The following is a 19,619-nucleotide window of genomic DNA, read 5'->3' as shown; positions in this document are numbered from 1 at the left end:
CAAAATTACCTTTAAAAATGTTCAACTTAATGAACATCTCTCCAGTATTCTTTCTTAAGCATAAATGCCAAGATAAATAGGATAATTAAAAACCCTATTACCTTAATACCTAGCGCTTCCGATTCAAGACGTGAAGGTTCACCCACGTATTCAAGGAAGTTCGTTAAATCACGAGCCGCTTGGTCGTATTCATCTACGCTTAATTCACCCGTACCATCTGTTTCAGTAGCAATAACTTTAGTCACAGTGTGACCATGCTCTTCTACATCTTTAGTTATAGGCGTTGGTAAACCTTGTAGCTCTTGAAGAACGTGAGGCATACCTACCGATGGGAAAACAATGTTGTTAACCCCAAACGGGCGAGATTCATCTTTATAAAACGATTTTAAGTACGTGTAAATATAATCTGGTGATTTTACACGAGCAATTAGCGTTAAGTCCGGCGGAGCCGCACCAAACCAGTTTGCTGCATCGTCTTTTTTAATCGCATTTGTAATATGGCTACCTACTTTAGAACCGTCAAAAATCAACTGCTCTAAACCAACTTCTGTTGGGATACCGATATCACGAAAAGTACGTTCATAACGTTGATACTGCATTTGGTGACAACCAAGACAGTAGTTCATGAACAACTTTGCACCGCGTTGTAAAGATGGTTGATCAGTAAGGTCATTATTCGCTTCCATTAAAGGAACCGACGGACCTGCTGCCATAACCATGTTAGGCAACAAGTTTACTGATAAAGCAAATAAACCAATAATAAGCTTTTTCATCATTTCGTTAACCTCTCTGGCAATGGCTTAGTTTTTTCATTCTTACTGTATACAAACAACAGTACGAAGAACATAAAGTAAGTCACAGTACAGATTTGAGAAATAATCGTTTTCAAGTCAGTTTGTGGAGTTGCACCCACCCAACCTAAAAGAACGAAAGTAACTACAAAACCTGCAATGTTCCATTTATGAAAACCACAACGGTAACGAACCGATTTAACTCTACCGCGGTCTACCCAAGGTAATAACGCAAGTACCACAATCGATGCACCCATCGCCGCAACACCGATAAGCTTATCAGGGATTGCACGTAAGATTGCATAGAATGGCGTAAAGTACCAAACTGGGAAAATATGCTCAGGTGTTTTAAGTGGGTTAGCTGCCTCGAAGTTTGGACCTTCTAAAAAGAAGCCATTCATCGCTGGCATAAAGAACACAACCCAACAAAACAAGATTAAGAAGCCAACCACACCCACAATATCTTTAACTGTGTAGTAAGGGTGGAACGGTATCGCATCAACAATATCTTTTTTGTCAGTGTAATACTCATGAAATTTAAATTTAGGCTTATCTTTTTCAGCTACAGAGCCTTTCTTACGCTTAATCTCAATACCTTCAGGATTGTTTGAACCCACTTCGTGTAGAGCAACAATGTGTAAGAAAACTAAGATTACAATAACCAGTGGTAGTGCAATTACATGTAATGCAAAGAAGCGGTTAAGCGTTGCACCAGATATTACATAGTCACCACGGATCCAAAGTGTTAAGTCATCACCAATAACCGGAATAGCACCGAATAATGAAATGATTACCTGCGCACCCCAGAATGACATTTGACCCCATGGTAATAAGTACCCCATGAATGCTTCTGCCATTAATGCTAAGAAGATAAACATACCAAACAACCACAATAACTCACGAGGCTTTTGATAAGAACCGTAGATCATGCCACGGAACATATGCATATATACAACGATGAAAAACGCTGATGCACCTGTTGAGTGCAAGTAACGTAGTAACCAGCCATATGGTACATCACGCATGATGTACTCTACTGAGGCGAATGCGCCCTCAGAAGATGGAACAAAGTTCATCGTCAACCAAATACCAGTTAGTATTTGGTTTACTAGTACTAACATGGCTAATGAGCCAAAAAAGTACCAGAAGTTAAAGTTTTTAGGTGCTGGATACTGTGCAATATGCATGTTCCAAACACGTGTCATTGGGATACGGTCGTCTATCCAACCAATAATCTTACCAAACATTATGCTGCCCCTTTTTCTTCGCCCACTAAAATAGTGGTCTCATCAAGAAAAGTATAAGGTGGTATTTCTAAGTTTAATGGAGCAGGTACCGATTGAAATACACGGCCTGCCATATCAAATTTAGAACCATGACACGGGCAGTAGAAGCCATCATCGGTTCCTTCAACTTTTTCACTAAAATTACCTTGGAAAAAGCCAGGTGAACACCCTAAATGCGTACAAATACCTACAGCCAAAAATATCTCTGGACGTAATGAACGGTAATCATTTGTTGATGATTCTAATTGTTGTGGCTCTTGCGAATGCGGATCACGAAGTTGACCTTCATGTTCTTTCATTTGCTCAAGCATTTTTGGGGTCCGTGATACAACCCATACAGGTTTACCACGCCACTCGACACGTATTAATTGTCCCGGTTCAAGTTTGCTGATATCTACTTCTACAGGCGCACCCGCAGATTTAGCTCGCTCACTTGGATTCCAAGACGCAATAAAAGGAACAGCAGCCCCAGCCGCACCAACACCACCAACAACAGAGGTAGCTATGGTTAAAAAGCGACGTCGGCCATTGTCTACAGGCGCATTGCTCATCCACTTATCTCCACTTATGATTCTCAACACTTGCTATATTGAGAACATCAGTTACAGCAGGTTAATTATTCGAAATTTTTAAAATAAAAGCGATCATAATTAAAACCCTTGATTAAAACAAGGTTATTCACTGTCCCATACTTAAAGAACCTAACTTGACCAATGGTTTGGTTAAGCAAGCCCGAGTATAAAACTGAATAATTATAATACCGCTTTTGTAAAAACTATATACTGACCGAGATCAACTTCACTAAGAGGAAACAGTAAATAACTGTACATAGTGTTGTTAACCCGCTCATTTTACTTACCGGACAATTGTAGCAAAAAAATCCATCAATTAACTGAAGGATTTACACTAATTGCGATAATTATTTAACTTTTTTGCAGCTATCTGAGTATTTTTTAACTTTCGTTCGATTAATACGCAGTTATTAGTAAACTTGATCACCATGAATTGCTGTAATCATCAAGCCAGACCTCAGTCATTAACCAATTTATATTAAGTTGCAAATGTAAACTTTTTGATTTAAAAACAAAAAACCCAGCATAAGCTGGGTTTTTGAATTCTTGATAACGTATAGATTAACGTTTTGAGAACTGTGGACGCTTACGCGCTTTCTTAAGACCCACTTTCTTACGTTCAACTTTACGTGCATCACGTGTAACAAAACCTGCTTTACGAAGTTGTGGACGTAGTGACTCGTCAAACTCCATAAGTGCACGAGTGATACCGTGACGGATAGCACCAGCTTGACCAGTTGTACCACCACCGGCAACGGTGATGTAAAGGTCAAATTTTTCAGTCATATCAACTAGCTCAAGAGCTTGATGAACAACCATGCGTGCTGTTTCGCGACCAAAATACTCTTCTAGAGAGCGTTTGTTGATTACGATGTTACCAGTGCCTGGGCGTAAGAATACGCGAGCACTTGAACTTTTACGACGACCTGTACCGTAGTATTGATTTGCCATGATGGTGCTCCTTAAATGTCTAGAACCTGAGGCTGTTGTGCAGCATGGTTGTGCTCAGTACCTGTGTAAACTTTAAGTTTACGGTACATAGCGCGGCCTAAAGGACCACGTGGCAACATGCCCTTAACAGCCTTCTCGATGATCATTTCAGGCTTTGCAGCTTGAAGTTTATCAAAAGTAGTAGACTTAAGACCACCTGGAAAACCAGAGTGTGAATAGTACACTTTGTTTTTGAATTTGTTACCAGTTACAGTAACTTTTTCAGCGTTGATAACGATGATATAATCACCAGTATCTACGTGCGGTGTATATTCAACTTTATGCTTACCGCGTAGGCGATGAGCGATTTCAGTAGCGATGCGACCTAAAGTTTTACCTTCAGCGTCAACTACGTACCAGTCACGTTTTACTGTTTCTGGTTTAGCAACAAACGTTTTCATTTATAAAAATCCAATGTTTTTCAATTAAAACCACAAGTAGTTAATATTAACTACTGCTCTAAGTTTGCTATAACCCCTTCGAGTTTTAGACTTTTGCGCCGCTCACAAGTGGCTAGACTATATGATGGCATAGAACGCAACGTGGCAGACGCGGGAGTATACCAGCACTTAAACAACATTGCTACCAAGCGCCTGTTTTTTCCACAAGAAATTTCATTAAAATATTTATAGCAAGCACATGATTAGTTTATCTACTTACTATAAATAAAAATTACACCAAATGTTCTTTCGCTAAATACTCTAATGACTGCATTTCTTGCAAGCGACTTATACAGCGTTTAAATTCAAAATTAAGATTGCCTTGCGTATAAAGGTCGGTGATAGGTTTTTCAGCTGAAATAATTAAAGTTACATGGCGCTCATAAAATTCATCTACCAAAGCAATAAAGCGCCTTGCTGCATCATCGTTGGTTTGACCTAGTTGTTTTACGTTAGATATAATAACCGTATTATATAGTCGGCTAATTTCCATGTAATCCACTTGGCTACGCGCTGTTTCGCATAATTCACTAAATTCAAACATCACAACGCTTTTAGCTACTTTACGCGTTTTAATTAAACGCCCTTCTATTTTTATAGGCCCGTTCAGTTGCCCTGGTTCTGTCGACAGCTTATCAAAGTACTCAAATAAGTTTTTATCCGCATCTTCATCTAATGGGCTATGAAAAATCTCGGCTTGCTCTAATGTACGTAATCGATAATCAATCCCAGAATCTACATTAACTATTTCAGTGTTTTCTTTAACAAGCTCAATTGCTGGCACAAAACGCGCTCGCTGTAAGCCATTTCTATAAAGTTCGTCAGGCACTATATTAGATGTTGCAACAAGTACAATTCCGCGTGCAAATAATGCCTCCATTAACCCACCGAGCAACATGGCATCGGTAATGTCTTGAACAAAAAATTCATCAAAACATATTATGTCGGTCTCAGCTTTAAAAATATCGGCTATTGTTTCTAACGGATTTGCTGTGTTGTTTAATTTTTTAAGCTCTTCATGTACTCGGTGCATAAAACGATGAAAATGTACGCGCATTTTTCGTTTTCCCGGAAGAGCTTCATAAAAGGTGTCAACTAAATAGGTTTTACCCCGACCTACACCACCCCAAAAATATAAACCTTTTATAGGAGCTGGTTCATCTTTATTAAATAGTTTTGCAAAAAAGCCTTTTTGTTTGGGCTTTATTTGAATTAGGTCATCGTATAAACGTTGTAAATGACGCACTGCATTTTCTTGCGCTGCATCGTATACAAAGTCATCTCGCTTAAGATCTTGCTGGTATGTTTGCCAAGGAGTCATATCTATTTACAGTTAAAACGCAGTTTAATTTGCCTAACATATTAACACGCATCATAACTCGGGGTATATTACCCTTAGTATGATTTATAATTGAATCGGCATTTGTTAGTTATTTTCCCAAAGGGGTAGATTTTATGGGCACAGTTATGTGGGTAGGTTTAGTTGTTATTGTTGCTGTTGTAGCATTTTTTATTGGTGCAATTGTTACCAAAAAACAATTTAAGCAAGATGAATTGAAAGAACAAGCTGAGCAAGCTCAGAGTACTCTAGAGCAATATCGTCAAGATGTAGCCGATCATTTAGCAAACACTGGTAAGCTAGTGAATAAAATGAAAGAAAACTACGATCAACTACTTAGTCATGTTGAAGAGACCAATCAACTATTATTAGAAGACAAAAAGAAAACGCCAGCCGAACCTTTCTTTTCTAAAGAAACAACAGAGCAACTACAAGCGTCTTTAAAAGAACGTCAATGCGATCGTTCTTCAGCCGCAGCTCAACCTGCGGATTATGTATCGGGCGAATCAGGTTTATTTGTAGGGGAAAACAAAGTTTCAGAACATTCTAAAGCATCTTGATGAACTTTTTTTTGACCCCATAGTCTTTAGATATAACAGCTTTGTTGTTTTATCTTTCCAATAAACCAAAAAGGGCTGCTTTAAAGTAGCCCTTTTTGGTTTTTTGTTTTTCTCTACGTGGAGTTAACCCTGACTATGAAAATGAAATTATCACTTATCAGTGCAGCTATTTTATCTACCAGCTTATTATTAAGCCCGGTAACGTCTTATGCAAAAATGCCAATTGCAGTGAATGGTCAACAATTACCAACTCTTGCGCCAATGCTTGAAAAAATCACTCCTGGCGTTGTAAGTATTCAGGTTTCAGGTTCTAAAGAAGTACGCCGTCGTGCAGACCCCTTAGAATACTTTTTTGGTAATCAACAACCTCGCAGCCAAAAACGTCAATTTAGCGGCTTAGGCTCAGGTGTTATTATTAACGCTGATGAAGGTTATGTGATTACTAATAACCATGTAATTCAAGATGCCGAAAAAATGGTTGTGACCCTAGAGGATGGACGAGAGTTTGAAGCAACTAAAGTCGGTGCAGATAAAGAATCAGATATTGCTTTATTACAAATTGATGCCGACGATTTAACAGAACTAAAACTAGCAAACTCAGATAATTTACGCGTAGGTGACTTTGCTGTTGCTATTGGTAACCCATTTGGTTTAAGCCATACAGTTACGTCTGGAATTGTAAGTGCACTTGGTCGCAGTGGTTTAAACATTGAAGGATATGAAGATTTCATTCAAACCGACGCAGCTATTAACCAAGGTAACTCTGGCGGTGCATTAGTTAATCTTAACGGTGAATTGATTGGTATTAATACGGCTATTTTAGGTGCTTCTGGTGGCAACGTGGGTATTGGATTTGCCATTCCATCGAATATGATGAAAAACCTTGTTGATCAAATTATTGAACACGGTGAAGTACGTCGGGGTTCATTAGGTATATCTGGTCGCCCTCTTGATGCAGGACTCGCCAAAGCACAGCAACTTGATGTAAAGCAAGGCGCTTACGTTATGCAAGTAATGGACGATACAGCGGCAAGTAAAGCAGGTATTGAAGCTGGTGACGTTATTGTTAGTATTAACGGTGGTGATATTAGTGGTTTCCATGAGCTGCGCAGTAAAATTGCTACGCTAGGTGAAGGTCGCGAAATAAAACTCGGTATTTACCGCGACGGCAAAATTAAAACAGTAAAAGTAACGCTTGATGGTGCATCCGGTGTGACAGCTACAGGCGAAGAACTACACCCTGCATTCCAAGGTGCCGAGCTTGAAAACGTGCAAAAAAATAGTAATAAAGGAATAGAGGTTACATCAGTAGACCCTCGCTCTCCTTCTGCACGAGTTGGTCTTGAAGAAGGCGACATAATAATGCAAGTGAATCGTCAACGAGTTGAAACGATTCGTGATATGAATAAAATCATCGATAGTACAAAAGGTAATATCGTACTTGGTGTTAAACGTGGTCGTGAGTCTATATTTATTTTAATTCAATAATAAATAACACGATTAATGTAATAAAAATAACAGTGGCACTTGCCGCTGTTATTTTTTTTATGTCATCATAAAGAGATTGCTCACTTAAATAATAAGAAACTCGTGCTGAAACTAATAAAATTTGTTCTCCCCCCTTTATTTGCAGGGCTCAGTATTGCTTTTTTAGTGGTTTTTTTCAGCCCTAATATGCGAGCGGCCTTACTTCCTAACGTTCCTTTACCAAGTGCTATGAGCGCTAGTCATTTAAGTTTTTCGGATGCCGTTAAACGTGCAGCTCCTTCTGTGGTTACTATTTTCTCAGAGAGTATTTCTAAAGAACCACGTTATAAAAGAAAAAACACCGTACAAGAGCTAGGATCGGGCGTAATCATGTCGCAAGACGGTTACATTTTAACTAATTACCATGTTGTTAATAATGCAGATCAGATTATGGTTATTTTAACCGATGGCAGACGTTTTTTTGATGTGCAACTTATTGGTTTTGACACTATTACCGACTTAGCATTACTTAAAATCAATGCAGACCACCTGCCTGTAATCCCTATAAATGATGACTATGCGTCTAGTGTAGGTGATGTAGTACTTGCAATAGGTAATCCACTTAATTTAGGGCAAACAATTACCCAAGGAATTATTAGCGCAACCGGTAAGCAAAAAATTACTGATAGCCCTTACAACAATTTACTGCAAATGGACGCGGCTATTAATGTTGGTAATTCTGGCGGTGCATTAGTTAATTCTAATGGCGACTTAGTAGGTATTACCTCAGCGCAATTTAAAACGCGCGAAAACTTAAATATTCAGGGAATATTTTTTGCAGTTCCCTATTCTCTAGCAAAAGAAGTAATGGGTAAATTAATTCGCCATGGTCGTGTTGTACGTGGCTACTTAGGCTTTGAAGGCACCGCAGTTGATAGCACTGGCAAAGAAGTTAACGATAGCCTTACACCGGTTTCTGGTATGCGTATTACAAACTTAGACCCTCTAGGCCCGGCATGGCAAGCTGGCATTGAGGAGCAAGATATTGTTATTAAAATTGCAGGGCTTTCTGTAGCTAATCCACAAAGTGTACTAAAAGAAATAGGTAATACAGAGCCAGGTAAAGAAATAGAATTTGAGCTTTACAGAGATGGGAAAATAGAAAAAATTATGGTGACTGTTGCTGAACTTGAGACAAAACTATAAATTAAAGATAATAACCTTTATTAACTTTACAGCTATTTATTTTTAGTAGATAAAGCAAAAAGGCGTAGTGTCAGCACTACGCCTTTTTATTTACTAAAGATAACCATTAACTAAAAGCGCATAGCACTAAGCTAGAAGTAAAAAATTATTAACTACTTCTTCGTTTAATATTTGCACCTAGCGCACTAAGCTTATCTTCAATACGTTGATAACCTCTATCAACATGATAAATACGGTCAACTATTGTCTCACCTTGTGCCACTATGCCAGTTAAAATTAAACTCGCTGAAGCACGTAAATCAGTTGCCATTACCTGAGCGCCACTTAAGCTTTTTGTGTCACCACAAATTGCTGTATTGCCCTCTAAGCGAATATTAGCACCCATACGTTGCAGCTCTGGTACATGCATAAAACGATTTTCAAAAATTGTTTCTGTTATTGTTGCACTGCCATTTGCCACTACATTCAAAGCTGTAAACTGAGCTTGCATATCAGTAGGGAAACCAGGATGCGGCGCTGTTTTAATATTAACGGCTTTAAGTTCACGACCACGCATATCTAAATAAATACTGTTTTCATGTACTTCAAGATGCGCATTCGTTGCACGTAGCTTTTCAATTACGGGCTCTAGTGAATGGAAATCGGTATTTTTACAAAGTACCTCACCGCCAGCCATTGCTGCTGCAACTAAAAATGTACCGGTTTCAATTCGATCAGGTAAAATACTATGTTCGCATCCAGCTAAACGCTCAACACCTTCAACTTCAATACGGCTAGTGCCCGCACCAATAATTTTAGCGCCCATTGCAATTAAGCAATTGGCTAAATCGATAATTTCTGGTTCACGTGCAGCGTTATCAAGTACCGTTTTACCATCAGCAAGTGCTGCTGCCATCAATAGGTTTTCGGTAGCGCCAACGCTTACCATTTCCATAAAGATCTCAGCGCCTTTTAAACGACCATTTACCTTGGCATTAATATAGCCGTTTTCGACGTCAATTTGGGCGCCCATGCGCTCTAAGCCCTGAATATGAATATCAACAGGACGAGCACCAATAGCACAACCGCCAGGTAACGACACTTGGGCTTCGCCAAAACGCGCAACCAAAGGACCTAAGGCAAGTACAGATGCGCGCATTTGCTTAACTAAGTCGTATGGCGCTAATGTTTTATTGACCGTTGCACCGTCAATTACTAACGTATCGCCATGCCAATTAACATCTGCACCTAGGGTTTTTAATAATGCTTCGGTGGTCACTATATCGCGAAGACGGGGTACATTAGAAAATGTACTTTTACCATCAGCTAGTAGAGAAGCAAATAAAATAGGAAGTGCGGCATTTTTAGCGCCAGAAATAGTAACTTCACCCGCAAGTGAAGTGCCACCTTGAATTACAAATTGATCCATTAGGGAGCCCTATTTATTGCGGTAAAATAAATTTTTGTTCACGTTTCCACTCTGTTGGAGTAAAAGCACGAATTGATACTGCGTGAATTGTGCCATCTGAAATTGTATTCATTAATGGACCATAAACTAGCTGCTGCTTTTTAACTCGGCTTAAACCATCAAAGCATTCACCTACGGCAACAACTTCATAATGGCTACCATTGGCTTTCACATGCACTTCAGCTAATTGAAGTTCTTCGCGTAATAATGTTTCGACTTGGCTAGTTTCCATAACTCTCACTCAAATAGGGTTGTAACTTGACCCAACTGCATTAAATTTTGCAATTGTTCAGGTGGATTTTGCAACTCGAGGCGTACGCCTTGTTGCTTTAATTCTGCAAAAGAGTGAATTAACCAAGCTAAGCCCGCTGTGTCAACCCTAGATACCTCACTAAGGTCAAAATAGACGATTTTATGCTTAGTTAATAACTTGTTGTTCAGAAGTTGTTCATCGCCAATTGAATTTCGAGTGAGTTCACCACTCACTCGAAAATGTTGTTCATCAACATGGCTTATCGCCAGTTTAGTCATTCGCACCATTACCTCTAAACTGTACTGGTAACTGACTCTTTTGCTCTAAAAGGTTACTTACGTTATCGATACCTTGCTGGCGTAAAATACCTTGTAGTTCACTTTGTTTTGCATCTAATAAGCTAATACCTTCAGCAATCATATCGTAAGCGCGCCATTCACCGTCACGGTCTTCGCGTACTTTAAAATCGATTTTAATGTCAGGCTTACCATCTTCAACAATTTTAGTCTTAACAACAACGACATCTTTGCCTTTAAATGCTTGCTCAGCACCAAATTCAACTTTTTGATTTGTATACTGTGTAAATACACCAGCATAAGTTGCAACTAAGTATTCTCTAAACACAACAATAAAGCGTTGAATATCTTTAATTGCTTTTGCTTTTTCAGCATCATCGGTAATAGCGCGTACTTTAGATACTTCGCTACCTAATACGCGAAGTGCTGCATATTTATAATCGATATAAGGCATTAATTCTTCTTCAACAATAACGCGAAGATGCTCACTATCTTTAACAATTAATGGTTGGTCTTTTTTAATACGCGCAAATGTGTTGTCTGCTACTTGGCGAACCATTTTGTTCGGATCGACCAGTTTAACGTCTGCGGCACTAACGCTTTGCGTTAATGTCATTGTACCTAGTGCTACAATAGCTAAAAACTTTTTCAACATAATAATTACTCACTACCTTGGTTGAATAAAAACTGCCCAATTAATTCTTCAAGTACTATGGCAGACTTAGTATCTGTAATTGAATCGCCATCACCTAGTGCTTTACTCTCTACACCAAATAAATCATCAATCGCTTCGTCTTGTTTATTTTCAGTTACGGTTTGTCCTAAACAGCGTTGCTCTGCTGAATTTGGAGAAATAACCGGATGTATTCCTAAATATTGCTCACCTAGAATCCCTGAAGTTAAAATAGATATTGAGCTTGTATCTGAAAAACGACACAAATACTGTGCATCAATAGTCATATTAACAACAGGTAAAAACTCTTGTGGGTGAACGTAAATAGAATCAACACGACCAATAACTACACCACCCACTTTTACTGGTGCACGTGCTTTTAATGATCCGATGTTTTCAAACTTTGCATTTAGTGTGTATGTTTCACCAGAACCACTAATACCTGAATTGGCAACTTTAAGCGCTAACATTGCAAAAGCTAAAATGCCAAGTGCGACAAAAAAGCCAACTAAAATTTCTAATTTCCGTGAATTCATTATCTATACCCTATTAGCTGGTAAACATTACCGCTGTCAAAATAAAGTCAAAACCTAAAACTGCCAATGACGAATGAACAACCGTTTCGGTGGTTGCTTTACTGATCCCTTCAGAAGTCGGTACACAGTCATAGCCCTTATAAAGCGCTATCCAGGTCACTACAATGGCAAATACAAAACTCTTAATAATACCGTTTAATATATCTTGCTGAAACGACACTTGAGATTGCATTATTGACCAAAAGCTACCTGTATCTACACCAAGCCAATCAACACCAACCAAATGAGCGCCTATAATTGCTACGGCTGAAAATATTAGTGCTAGCAATGGCATACTGATAAAACCAGCCCAAAAGCGTGGTGCTATAATACGTTTTAGCGGATCAATTGCCATCATCTCGAGTGATGAAAGCTGCTCAGTTGCTTTCATTAAACCTATTTCAGCAGTAAGTGCACTACCTGCACGCCCAGCAAAAAGTAATGCAGTAACAACCGGACCCAGTTCTCGCAATAAACTCAGTGCAACTAACGGCCCTAAACTATCCTCAGCGCCATAACCAACTAACACGGTATAACCTTGTAACGCTAATACCATGCCGATAAATAAACCCGACACCATAATAATGAGTAACGATTGCGAACCCACCATATAAAGTTGACGAATAAGCAGTGGCGAACCTTTTTTAAAATTAGGAACATGCGCCAATGCACTAAATAGCATATAAGCTGACCGCCCAAGAGCCGCAAAACGACCTAGCGTTTTATGTCCTAGCCTTTGAAATAAATCCAACATTATGCTTTTTCTCCAAGCAGTTCATCTGCATAAGCTTGAGCCGGAAAATGAAATGGTACTGGGCCATCCGACAAGCCTTTTAAAAACTGTTGAACTAAAGGAGATTCATGATTTCGCATTTCATCTGGAGTACCGCAACCAATTACGCCCTGATCGGCAATAATAATAACGTGATCGGCAATACTCATTACCTCTGTCACATCGTGCGTTACAATTAAAGACGACAAACCAAGCACTTCATTAAGCGACTTAATTAGCTTAACCAATACGCCCATCGAAATAGGATCTTGTCCTGCAAATGGTTCATCATACATGATTAACTCTGGATCTAATGCAATCGCACGTGCAAGTGCAGCACGTCTTGCCATACCACCTGAAAGCTCTGAAGGCATTAAATCTTTAGCACCACGTAATCCAACAGCCTGTAATTTCATTAATACCACTAACCGAATTAAATCTTCACTCAGTTTAGTGTGCTCCCTTATAGGAAAAGCAATATTATCGAATACCGACATATCAGTGAATAACGCACCACTTTGAAATAGCATGCTCATTTTAGTTCGCGCTTCGTATAATTCTTTGCGCGTCATTTTTGGAATGCTGCCGCCTTCAAATAAAATATCACCTGAGTCAGGTTTAAGCTGACCACCAATTAAACGCAGCATAGTTGTTTTACCAATGCCACTTGGTCCCATAATCGCAGTGATTTTACCTTTAGGAACGCTAAAGCTCATATTTTTATATATGCTTCGATTGCCCCTCGAAAAGCTAACATCCTTTACTTCTACTATTGATTGCGACAAGTCGCTCTCCATAAAAATGTTCACTAGTTCTCCTATTTTAAGGCTTTTTCACCCAAGATGGAAAAAACAATTCGTAAGATTTTGTAATACACCTGCGAAATGGATCGTAAGGCTCGCTTAAAACGGCTTAACCCCGGCTTAAGCTTTGAATAAAAGCGCTTAAAACATTTATAAAACAAGTGCTACACAACAAGTAGACCTTACTCTTTTATTTATACTTTCATGTTGGCTTTTGTTACTATTCGCACAATATATATTTTGAATAACTGGCTTAACGCAATGGTTACCTCGTTTGTTATTTTAATTCTTGGTTTTACAGCTTTAGTTTGGAGTGCAGACAGGTTTGTTTATGGCGCTGCGGCGCTTGCAAAAAACGTTGGCGTTTCTACCTTAATTATAGGTTTAACTGTTGTTGCTATGGGCTCTTCTGCTCCAGAAATGATGGTTTCGGTCTCTGCAGCATTAGCTAACAAAACAGACACAGCGGTAGGCAATGTTATTGGCTCAAACATAACAAATATTTTACTTGTATTGGGTGTTACAGCCTTATTTCGCCCTCTCAATGTTTCATCAGGTACATTGAAACGCGAAATACCGCTTGTGCTAATAATATCGTTTGTTACTTGGTATATTTTTTCAGATAACTACTTTTCATTAACTGAAGGTATCGCACTTCTAATTGGCTTTGTGGTGTTTATTAGCGGATTGATTATCGTATCATTACGTTCGAAAAATAAAAATGATCCGTTGGTAGTAGAAGCTTGTGACGATGTTCCTAATAACGTATCCACTAAAAAAGCGCTATTTTGGTTAGTGATAGGTATAGTTTTATTACCGGTAAGCTCATATTTTTTAATCGGCTCAGCAGTCGATATTGCAAAATATTTTGGTCTGAGTGACTTGGTTATCGGTTTAACTATTATTGCTATTGGCACTAGCCTACCAGAGCTTGCAGCTTCAATTGCTGGTGTGCTTAAAAATGAAGATGATTTAGCCTTAGGTAACATTATTGGTTCAAACATTTTTAATATTTTAGCCGTGTTACCGCTTGCTGGTATTATTAATCCATCAATGATCGACCCATCGGTAGCTAGTCGCGATATACTCATCATGATTGGCGCAACCATCGCCCTTATTGTTATGTCATTGAACTTTAGAGGTTCTCAACGTATCAATAGAGTAGAAGGTGGTTTATTGCTAGTCGCATTTTTGAGCTACCAAGGGTACATTTTTAGTCAAGTAGGGTAAATCATGACAAAACTGAATTTTATAAAACAAGGTCTGCGCGTTCTTGATATAGAACGTCAAGCACTTAGTGATATTACTCAATATGTAGATGAAAACTTCAATCAAGCATGCCAGTTAATGTTTGATTGCAAAGGACGTATTATAGTTATTGGCATGGGGAAGTCTGGTCATATAGGCACTAAAATAGCAGCAACTCTTGCTAGCACAGGTAGCCCTGCTTTTTTTGTACATCCAGGTGAAGCAAGTCACGGCGATTTAGGGATGATCACTTCAAGTGACGTAGTAATACTTATCTCCAACTCAGGGGAGACCAGCGAAGTATTAAATATTATTCCGGTTTTAAAACGCCTTGGTGCAAAAATAATAGCCATGTCGGGTAATACAGAATCTACAATGGCAATACTTGCTAACGTACATGTATGCATTAAAGTAGAAAAAGAAGCTTGCCCTTTAGGGTTAGCGCCAACAGCAAGTACAACGGCAACACTCGCCATGGGAGATGCTATGGCTGTCGCGCTTTTAGAAGCTCGTGGATTTACTGCCGATGATTTTGCTCTTTCTCACCCTGGTGGAAGTTTAGGCAAACGTTTATTGCTTACTTTAAAAGATGTTATGCACAGCGGTACAAACACGCCTATTATTAGTATTTCACAAACCGTAAAAGATGCACTTATTGAAATGTCTGCAAAAGGCTTAGGCATGACGACTATTGTTGACGAAAACCAGCAATTGGCCGGATTATTTACTGATGGCGACCTACGTCGTATTTTAGAGCAACGCATAGATATCCATTCAACACCTATAGATGTTGTAATGACCAAATCATGCACTACGGCAACTCAAGGTATGCTTGCAGCCGAAGCGCTTAATATAATGGAACACAAACGCATTAATGGTTTAATCGTTGTAAATGAGTTAAACCAGCCTATTGGCGCACTGAATATGCAAGATTTATTAAAAGCAGGAGTATTATAAATGCAATTTGAAGAACTCTATCAACCGCTGAGCGATGACGCAAAAGCGCGCGCTAAAAAAGTAAAACTGCTTATATGCGATATTGATGGTGTATTTTCTGATGGGCGTATTTACCTTGGAAACCAAGGCGAAGAGCTAAAAGCGTTTAATACAAAAGATGGGTTTGGTATAAAAGCACTTATTAATAGCGGGTTTGAAGTTGCTGTTATTACAGGGCGTCATTCGCATATAGTGCAACAACGTATGAGCAGCTTAACCGTTCAACATATTTATCAAGGTCAAGAAAACAAACTTATTGCCTACCAAGAGCTAAAAAATAAGCTCAACTTAAGCGATGAACAAATTGCCTATATAGGTGACGATGGTCCTGATATGCCAGTAATGGAATTAGTCGGTTTTGCAGTAGCTGTTAACGATGCGCATCCACTAATTAAGCGTTTATCGCACTACACTACACAAATGCCAGGCGGTTTTGGTGCTGTAAGAGAACTAACCGATTTACTAATGCTTGAAAACGATAAGCCATTAACTACTCAAGGTACAAGTTCATGAATGCAGCGCGCATAATACTAAGCGTTTTATTCATCAGCTGTATGGTTTGGCTTTGGTACCCTTATTTTACACAAACAAATATTGCAACGCAGGTAGAGCAAGAAGTTGTAGCTAAACCTGATTATATCGCCATAGAATTAAAGCAAACGGCGTATGATGAGAATGGTAAAATTAGCCATAAAGTAACAGCTGCAAAAATGGAGCTGTATCAACAGTTAGGCTTTACCTTTTTTGAAAAACCTATTTTCACTTTATATAACGAAAAGCAAACATGGCGCATCAATGCGGATGAAGCAACGTTGTATGAAGGTAAACAGTTAATTTTAGAGGGCAACGTAGTCGCTAAAAATCTAACTGACAACGCAATGATTGATAAGATCAATGCCGATAATATTCAAGTAGATATAAAGCAACTGACGATGCGCTCCGAACAGCCTGTCATTGTGACTGGACCTAACTTAAAAATCACCGGTAAAGGCCTCGAAGCCGATTTAAAAACTGAAGTGATAAAACTCATTAACCATACGCGAACCATATACTATGACCAATAAAATATTAAAATCACTTATTATTCCTACACTTATACTAGCCTTTAATAGTAATGCAGCAGAACAAAGTACACAACCTGCCGCTAATCAAATATCAATTAGTGCCGACAAACAAGAAGGCCAACTAAAAGCTAATGTAGGTATTTTTGAAAAAAATGTTGAAATTATTCATGGTAACCGTCGCATTACGGCTGACCGCCTCGAAGTGCATAAGCGTGACGAATTAGGTGATAATAAACAGTTATTAATTGCCACTGGCAGCCCTGCGTACTTTGAAGAAAAGCAAGATGACGGCACAATAATGAGCGCAAGTGCGAACGAAGTTCGTTACGATGTAGCTAAGCGTTTTTTAACACTTGTTGGCGATGCACAAGTATCGCAAGCTGGACAAAAAATTAACGCAAAAAGCATTACTTACGATATGCAGCAACAGCTTATTAGTGCTGAAAAAGACGAAAACTCTACCGATCGCGTTCATACTATTTTAGTGCCTATTGAAGCTACAAAAAGTAAAAAAAGCGATAAAGGTCAACCATGAGCACATTAAAAGCAGAGCTGTTAGCAAAAAGCTATAAAGGTCGTGAAGTTGTTAAAAATGTAGGTCTTGAGGTTAAGGCTGGCAGTATTGTTGGTTTACTTGGACCTAATGGTGCAGGTAAAACTACAACGTTTTATATGATTGTAGGACTTGTACCTAGCGACAAAGGTAAAATATCTATCGACGATAACGATATTACTCTTTTACCTATGCATAGTCGTGCTAGATTAGGCATAGGGTATTTACCACAAGAATCGTCAATATTTAGAAAACTGACTGTTTACCAAAATTTAATGGCTATTTTAGAAACGCGTAAATCGCTAAATAAACAAGCCCGAGAAGACACATTAAATAATCTATTGGATGAATTTAGCATTCAGCATATTCGTGATAGCCAAGGTATGGCTTTATCCGGTGGTGAACGTCGTCGTGTAGAAATAGCACGTGCACTTGCCGCCGATCCTAAGTTTATATTGCTAGATGAACCTTTTGCTGGTGTAGACCCAATTTCAGTATTAGATATTAAGAAAATAATAGAACATCTTAAAAACCGTGGGATTGGTGTATTAATTACCGATCATAACGTAAGAGAAACCCTTGATGTTTGTGAAAAAGCCTACATTGTTTCTCATGGGGAGCTAATTGCATCTGGCACTCCTGAACACGTATTAAACGATAAAACAGTACGCGATGTTTACTTAGGCGAGCAATTTAGGCTGTAACATTAACGCCATGTCTTTGAGCATCTGCTAGTATTAATTATAACAACATAAAAGGATTGTTAGAGATAAATGAGGCAATCATTACAGCTGCGCATGGGCCAGCAACTTACAATGACACCACAGCTGCAACAAGCAATTCGTTTGTTGCAACTCAGTACATTGGATCTCCAGCAAGAAATACAAGAAGCTCTTGATAGCAACCCGCTGCTAGAAGTTGAAGAAAACGACTACGCAGAAGATTCTGCTGGCAAAAATGAGCAAAAAGCTGATAACGATGACGTTACTGTTAGCGCATCTGCAGATGATGCTCCTAGCGAATACGAACAAGATAGTGGTGAAGCACTTGCTAAAGATACAGTAAGTGACGACATGGCTATGGATGTTAGCTGGGATGAGTACATGAGTGCTGCGCCTGCATCGTCATCAGGACCAATGCCTGAGGACGAGTCAATATACCAAGGTGCTTCAACCGAAACACTTCATGAGTACCTAATGTGGCAGTTACAATTAACGCCTTTTAGCCCTACTGATGAAGCTATTGCAATCGCTATTGTTGAAGCCGTAGATGATTCTGGTATTTTAACACTTAGCTGTGAAGAAATTTTAGAGAGCTTCAATCAAGAAAACGAAGATGATAACGAAGTCGAACTTGACGAAATTGAAGCCGTTTTAAAGCGTATCCAACTGTTTGATCCGGTCGGTATTGCTGCACGTAGTTTACAAGAATGTTTGTGTATTCAGCTTAACCAGTTTGATAAAGAAACACCTTACATTAATGAAACAAAAATGATCTTAACCGAGCATATTGATTTATTAGCTGCTCGTGACTATCGTACATTAATGAAAAAAACTAAGCTCAAAGAAGAAGAGCTTAAAGAAGTAATGACACTAATACATACTCTCAGCCCTAAACCCGCTGATACGATTGTTAGAGAAGAGTCTGAGTATGTTATTCCTGATGTGTCGGTTAAAAAAATTAAAGGTCGCTGGGTTGTAGAATTAAACCCAGATAGCATGCCTAAAATAAGAGTAAACAGCCAATATGCTGCAATGTCTCGTACCGTTAAATCGAGTGGTGATAGCCAATTTATTCGCTCACACTTACAAGAAGCAAAATGGTTTATTAAAAGCCTAGAAAGCAGAAACGACACATTGTTAAAAGTAACAAATTGTATTGTTAAGCAACAACAAGGCTTTTTTGAACACGGTCCAGAAGCCATGAAACCAATGGTTTTAAATGATGTTGCTGAAATGGTAGAAATGCACGAGTCGACTATTTCTCGCGTAACAACCCAAAAGTATATGCACACGCCACGTGGAATCTTTGAGTTAAAATACTTTTTCTCAAGCCATGTAAGCACCGAAAATGGTGGCGAATGTTCATCTACGGCAATACGCGCTCTGATTAGAAAATTAATCGCAGCAGAAAACTCAGCAAAACCATTGAGTGATAGCAAGATAGCGGATATATTGGCTGAGCAAGGAATTAAAGTAGCTAGACGCACGATCGCAAAGTACCGCGAATCTCTGGCTATTCCACCGTCAAATCAGCGAAAAAGTCTGATTTAAGACGCAAAAACAAAG

23 protein-coding genes are annotated in these 19,619 nt (G+C 38.9%); 10 read left to right on the top strand and 13 right to left on the bottom strand.

The annotated features are described in order from the left end of the window. Positions 1-26: 26 nt before the first annotated feature. The 6 genes from GQR56_RS06640 to zapE form a co-directional block, all read right to left on the bottom strand. Entirely contained in the window at positions 27-776 is a 750-nt protein-coding gene (locus tag GQR56_RS06640; protein ID WP_166109650.1) for a cytochrome c1, read from the bottom strand. Then, positions 773-2,038 carry a cytochrome b N-terminal domain-containing protein gene (locus GQR56_RS06635; protein ID WP_024609466.1) on the bottom strand — a complete coding sequence of 422 codons (1,266 nt, stop codon included), beginning with the start codon at positions 2,036-2,038 and terminating at the stop codon, positions 773-775. The genes GQR56_RS06640 and GQR56_RS06635 overlap by 4 nt, the downstream gene beginning before the upstream one ends. After that, a complete protein-coding gene (gene petA / locus GQR56_RS06630; RefSeq protein ID WP_007580333.1) occupies positions 2,038-2,628 on the bottom strand; it encodes a ubiquinol-cytochrome c reductase iron-sulfur subunit in 591 nt (196 codons plus the stop codon). The genes GQR56_RS06635 and petA overlap by 1 nt, the downstream gene beginning before the upstream one ends. Before the next feature lie 582 nt (positions 2,629-3,210). Then, complete coding sequence (rpsI, locus tag GQR56_RS06625) at positions 3,211-3,603, bottom strand: 30S ribosomal protein S9 (RefSeq protein ID WP_024599268.1); 393 nt, start codon at positions 3,601-3,603, stop codon at positions 3,211-3,213. Positions 3,604-3,611: 8 nt separating this feature from the next. After that, positions 3,612-4,040, bottom strand: a complete 429-nt coding sequence (gene rplM, locus GQR56_RS06620; protein ID WP_007378318.1) for a 50S ribosomal protein L13 — start codon at positions 4,038-4,040, stop codon at positions 3,612-3,614. A gap of 271 nt (positions 4,041-4,311) precedes the next feature. Continuing rightward, complete coding sequence (gene zapE, locus GQR56_RS06615; protein ID WP_024609437.1) at positions 4,312-5,400, bottom strand: cell division protein ZapE; 1,089 nt, start codon at positions 5,398-5,400, stop codon at positions 4,312-4,314. A 134-nt stretch (positions 5,401-5,534) separates the two neighbouring features. On the opposite strand from zapE, the gene GQR56_RS06610 reads away from it, so the two are divergent. The 3 genes from GQR56_RS06610 (at position 5,535) to GQR56_RS06600 (ending at position 8,651) form a co-directional block, all read left to right on the top strand. Continuing rightward, the gene (locus GQR56_RS06610) at positions 5,535-5,978 is read left to right on the top strand and encodes a YhcB family protein (RefSeq protein WP_024609438.1); all 444 of its coding nucleotides are present in this window, start codon (positions 5,535-5,537) and stop codon (positions 5,976-5,978) included. 135 nt (positions 5,979-6,113) lie between these two features. Beyond that, positions 6,114-7,466 (top strand): Do family serine endopeptidase, encoded by a 1,353-nt coding sequence (locus GQR56_RS06605; protein ID WP_166109647.1) that lies wholly within the window; start codon positions 6,114-6,116, stop codon positions 7,464-7,466. Between the two features lie 102 nt (positions 7,467-7,568). Further along, positions 7,569-8,651, top strand: coding sequence for a trypsin-like peptidase domain-containing protein (locus GQR56_RS06600; RefSeq protein WP_024609440.1), 1,083 nt, complete (start codon positions 7,569-7,571; stop codon positions 8,649-8,651). Between the two features lie 148 nt (positions 8,652-8,799). Here GQR56_RS06600 and murA read toward each other — a convergent pair whose 3' ends face one another. Genes murA through GQR56_RS06565 form a run of 7 tightly spaced genes read right to left on the bottom strand, consistent with a single transcriptional unit; the run spans position 8,800 to position 13,464 of the window. Then, a complete protein-coding gene (murA, locus tag GQR56_RS06595; protein ID WP_166109645.1) occupies positions 8,800-10,059 on the bottom strand; it encodes a UDP-N-acetylglucosamine 1-carboxyvinyltransferase in 1,260 nt (419 codons plus the stop codon). Between the two features lie 13 nt (positions 10,060-10,072). Continuing rightward, a complete protein-coding gene (locus tag GQR56_RS06590; RefSeq protein WP_006792109.1) occupies positions 10,073-10,330 on the bottom strand; it encodes a BolA family protein in 258 nt (85 codons plus the stop codon). A 5-nt stretch (positions 10,331-10,335) separates the two neighbouring features. Beyond that, positions 10,336-10,629 carry an STAS domain-containing protein gene (locus GQR56_RS06585; protein WP_024609442.1) on the bottom strand — a complete coding sequence of 98 codons (294 nt, stop codon included), beginning with the start codon at positions 10,627-10,629 and terminating at the stop codon, positions 10,336-10,338. Continuing rightward, entirely contained in the window at positions 10,622-11,302 is a 681-nt protein-coding gene (locus tag GQR56_RS06580) for an ABC transporter substrate-binding protein (RefSeq protein WP_024609443.1), read from the bottom strand. Before GQR56_RS06580 ends, GQR56_RS06585 begins: the two co-directional genes overlap by 8 nt. Positions 11,303-11,307: 5 nt before the next feature. Then, complete coding sequence (gene mlaD, locus GQR56_RS06575; RefSeq protein WP_024609444.1) at positions 11,308-11,856, bottom strand: outer membrane lipid asymmetry maintenance protein MlaD; 549 nt, start codon at positions 11,854-11,856, stop codon at positions 11,308-11,310. 13 nt (positions 11,857-11,869) lie between these two features. Continuing rightward, the gene (gene mlaE / locus GQR56_RS06570; protein ID WP_166109643.1) at positions 11,870-12,649 is read right to left on the bottom strand and encodes a lipid asymmetry maintenance ABC transporter permease subunit MlaE; all 780 of its coding nucleotides are present in this window, start codon (positions 12,647-12,649) and stop codon (positions 11,870-11,872) included. Then, positions 12,649-13,464, bottom strand: a complete 816-nt coding sequence (locus tag GQR56_RS06565; RefSeq protein WP_033024145.1) for an ATP-binding cassette domain-containing protein — start codon at positions 13,462-13,464, stop codon at positions 12,649-12,651. The genes mlaE and GQR56_RS06565 overlap by 1 nt, the downstream gene beginning before the upstream one ends. Positions 13,465-13,731: 267 nt before the next feature. On the opposite strand from GQR56_RS06565, the gene GQR56_RS06560 reads away from it, so the two are divergent. From GQR56_RS06560 to GQR56_RS06530, 7 genes are all read left to right on the top strand, one after another. Continuing rightward, the gene (locus GQR56_RS06560) at positions 13,732-14,700 is read left to right on the top strand and encodes a calcium/sodium antiporter (protein ID WP_166109641.1); all 969 of its coding nucleotides are present in this window, start codon (positions 13,732-13,734) and stop codon (positions 14,698-14,700) included. Between the two features lie 3 nt (positions 14,701-14,703). Beyond that, positions 14,704-15,675 (top strand): KpsF/GutQ family sugar-phosphate isomerase, encoded by a 972-nt coding sequence (locus GQR56_RS06555; RefSeq protein WP_166109639.1) that lies wholly within the window; start codon positions 14,704-14,706, stop codon positions 15,673-15,675. Continuing rightward, on the top strand, positions 15,676-16,227 hold the full coding sequence (kdsC, locus tag GQR56_RS06550) for a 3-deoxy-manno-octulosonate-8-phosphatase KdsC (RefSeq protein WP_024609449.1): 552 nt from the start codon (positions 15,676-15,678) through the stop codon (positions 16,225-16,227). Further along, the gene (lptC, locus tag GQR56_RS06545) at positions 16,224-16,778 is read left to right on the top strand and encodes an LPS export ABC transporter periplasmic protein LptC (protein WP_166109637.1); all 555 of its coding nucleotides are present in this window, start codon (positions 16,224-16,226) and stop codon (positions 16,776-16,778) included. The genes kdsC and lptC overlap by 4 nt, the downstream gene beginning before the upstream one ends. After that, on the top strand, positions 16,768-17,313 hold the full coding sequence (gene lptA, locus GQR56_RS06540; RefSeq protein WP_024609451.1) for a lipopolysaccharide transport periplasmic protein LptA: 546 nt from the start codon (positions 16,768-16,770) through the stop codon (positions 17,311-17,313). Before lptC ends, lptA begins: the two co-directional genes overlap by 11 nt. Further along, a complete protein-coding gene (gene lptB / locus GQR56_RS06535; RefSeq protein ID WP_024609452.1) occupies positions 17,310-18,035 on the top strand; it encodes an LPS export ABC transporter ATP-binding protein in 726 nt (241 codons plus the stop codon). The genes lptA and lptB overlap by 4 nt, the downstream gene beginning before the upstream one ends. 69 nt (positions 18,036-18,104) lie before the next feature. After that, positions 18,105-19,604: an RNA polymerase factor sigma-54 gene (locus GQR56_RS06530; RefSeq protein WP_166109635.1), complete on the top strand. Its 1,500-nt coding sequence runs from the start codon at positions 18,105-18,107 to the stop codon at positions 19,602-19,604. Positions 19,605-19,619: the final 15 nt, after the last annotated feature.

The organism is Pseudoalteromonas sp. Z9A5, assembly GCF_011378875.1.
Classification (GTDB): domain Bacteria; phylum Pseudomonadota; class Gammaproteobacteria; order Enterobacterales; family Alteromonadaceae; genus Pseudoalteromonas.
Note: the sequence above shows the minus strand (reverse complement) of the source record. Positions and strands in the feature narration are given on the sequence as shown.

Bases quoted from the DNA above. Each gene is read 5' to 3' on its own strand.
- GQR56_RS06640 (WP_166109650.1), bottom strand. From the start codon at position 776: ATGATGAAAAAGCTTATTATTGGTTTATTTGCTTTATCAGTAAACTTG.
- GQR56_RS06635 (WP_024609466.1), bottom strand. From the start codon at position 2,038: ATGTTTGGTAAGATTATTGGTTGGATAGACGACCGTATCCCAATGACA.
- petA (WP_007580333.1), bottom strand. From the start codon at position 2,628: ATGAGCAATGCGCCTGTAGACAATGGCCGACGTCGCTTTTTAACCATA.
- rplM (WP_007378318.1), bottom strand. From the start codon at position 4,040: ATGAAAACGTTTGTTGCTAAACCAGAAACAGTAAAACGTGACTGGTAC.
- zapE (WP_024609437.1), bottom strand. From the start codon at position 5,400: ATGACTCCTTGGCAAACATACCAGCAAGATCTTAAGCGAGATGACTTT.
- GQR56_RS06610 (WP_024609438.1), top strand. From the start codon at position 5,535: ATGGGCACAGTTATGTGGGTAGGTTTAGTTGTTATTGTTGCTGTTGTA.
- GQR56_RS06605 (WP_166109647.1), top strand. From the start codon at position 6,114: ATGAAAATGAAATTATCACTTATCAGTGCAGCTATTTTATCTACCAGC.
- murA (WP_166109645.1), bottom strand. From the start codon at position 10,059: ATGGATCAATTTGTAATTCAAGGTGGCACTTCACTTGCGGGTGAAGTT.
- GQR56_RS06590 (WP_006792109.1), bottom strand. From the start codon at position 10,330: ATGGAAACTAGCCAAGTCGAAACATTATTACGCGAAGAACTTCAATTA.
- GQR56_RS06585 (WP_024609442.1), bottom strand. From the start codon at position 10,629: ATGACTAAACTGGCGATAAGCCATGTTGATGAACAACATTTTCGAGTG.
- GQR56_RS06580 (WP_024609443.1), bottom strand. From the start codon at position 11,302: ATGTTGAAAAAGTTTTTAGCTATTGTAGCACTAGGTACAATGACATTA.
- mlaD (WP_024609444.1), bottom strand. From the start codon at position 11,856: ATGAATTCACGGAAATTAGAAATTTTAGTTGGCTTTTTTGTCGCACTT.
- mlaE (WP_166109643.1), bottom strand. From the start codon at position 12,649: ATGTTGGATTTATTTCAAAGGCTAGGACATAAAACGCTAGGTCGTTTT.
- GQR56_RS06565 (WP_033024145.1), bottom strand. From the start codon at position 13,464: ATGGAGAGCGACTTGTCGCAATCAATAGTAGAAGTAAAGGATGTTAGC.
- GQR56_RS06560 (WP_166109641.1), top strand. From the start codon at position 13,732: ATGGTTACCTCGTTTGTTATTTTAATTCTTGGTTTTACAGCTTTAGTT.
- GQR56_RS06555 (WP_166109639.1), top strand. From the start codon at position 14,704: ATGACAAAACTGAATTTTATAAAACAAGGTCTGCGCGTTCTTGATATA.
- kdsC (WP_024609449.1), top strand. From the start codon at position 15,676: ATGCAATTTGAAGAACTCTATCAACCGCTGAGCGATGACGCAAAAGCG.
- lptC (WP_166109637.1), top strand. From the start codon at position 16,224: ATGAATGCAGCGCGCATAATACTAAGCGTTTTATTCATCAGCTGTATG.
- lptA (WP_024609451.1), top strand. From the start codon at position 16,768: ATGACCAATAAAATATTAAAATCACTTATTATTCCTACACTTATACTA.
- lptB (WP_024609452.1), top strand. From the start codon at position 17,310: ATGAGCACATTAAAAGCAGAGCTGTTAGCAAAAAGCTATAAAGGTCGT.
- GQR56_RS06530 (WP_166109635.1), top strand. From the start codon at position 18,105: ATGAGGCAATCATTACAGCTGCGCATGGGCCAGCAACTTACAATGACA.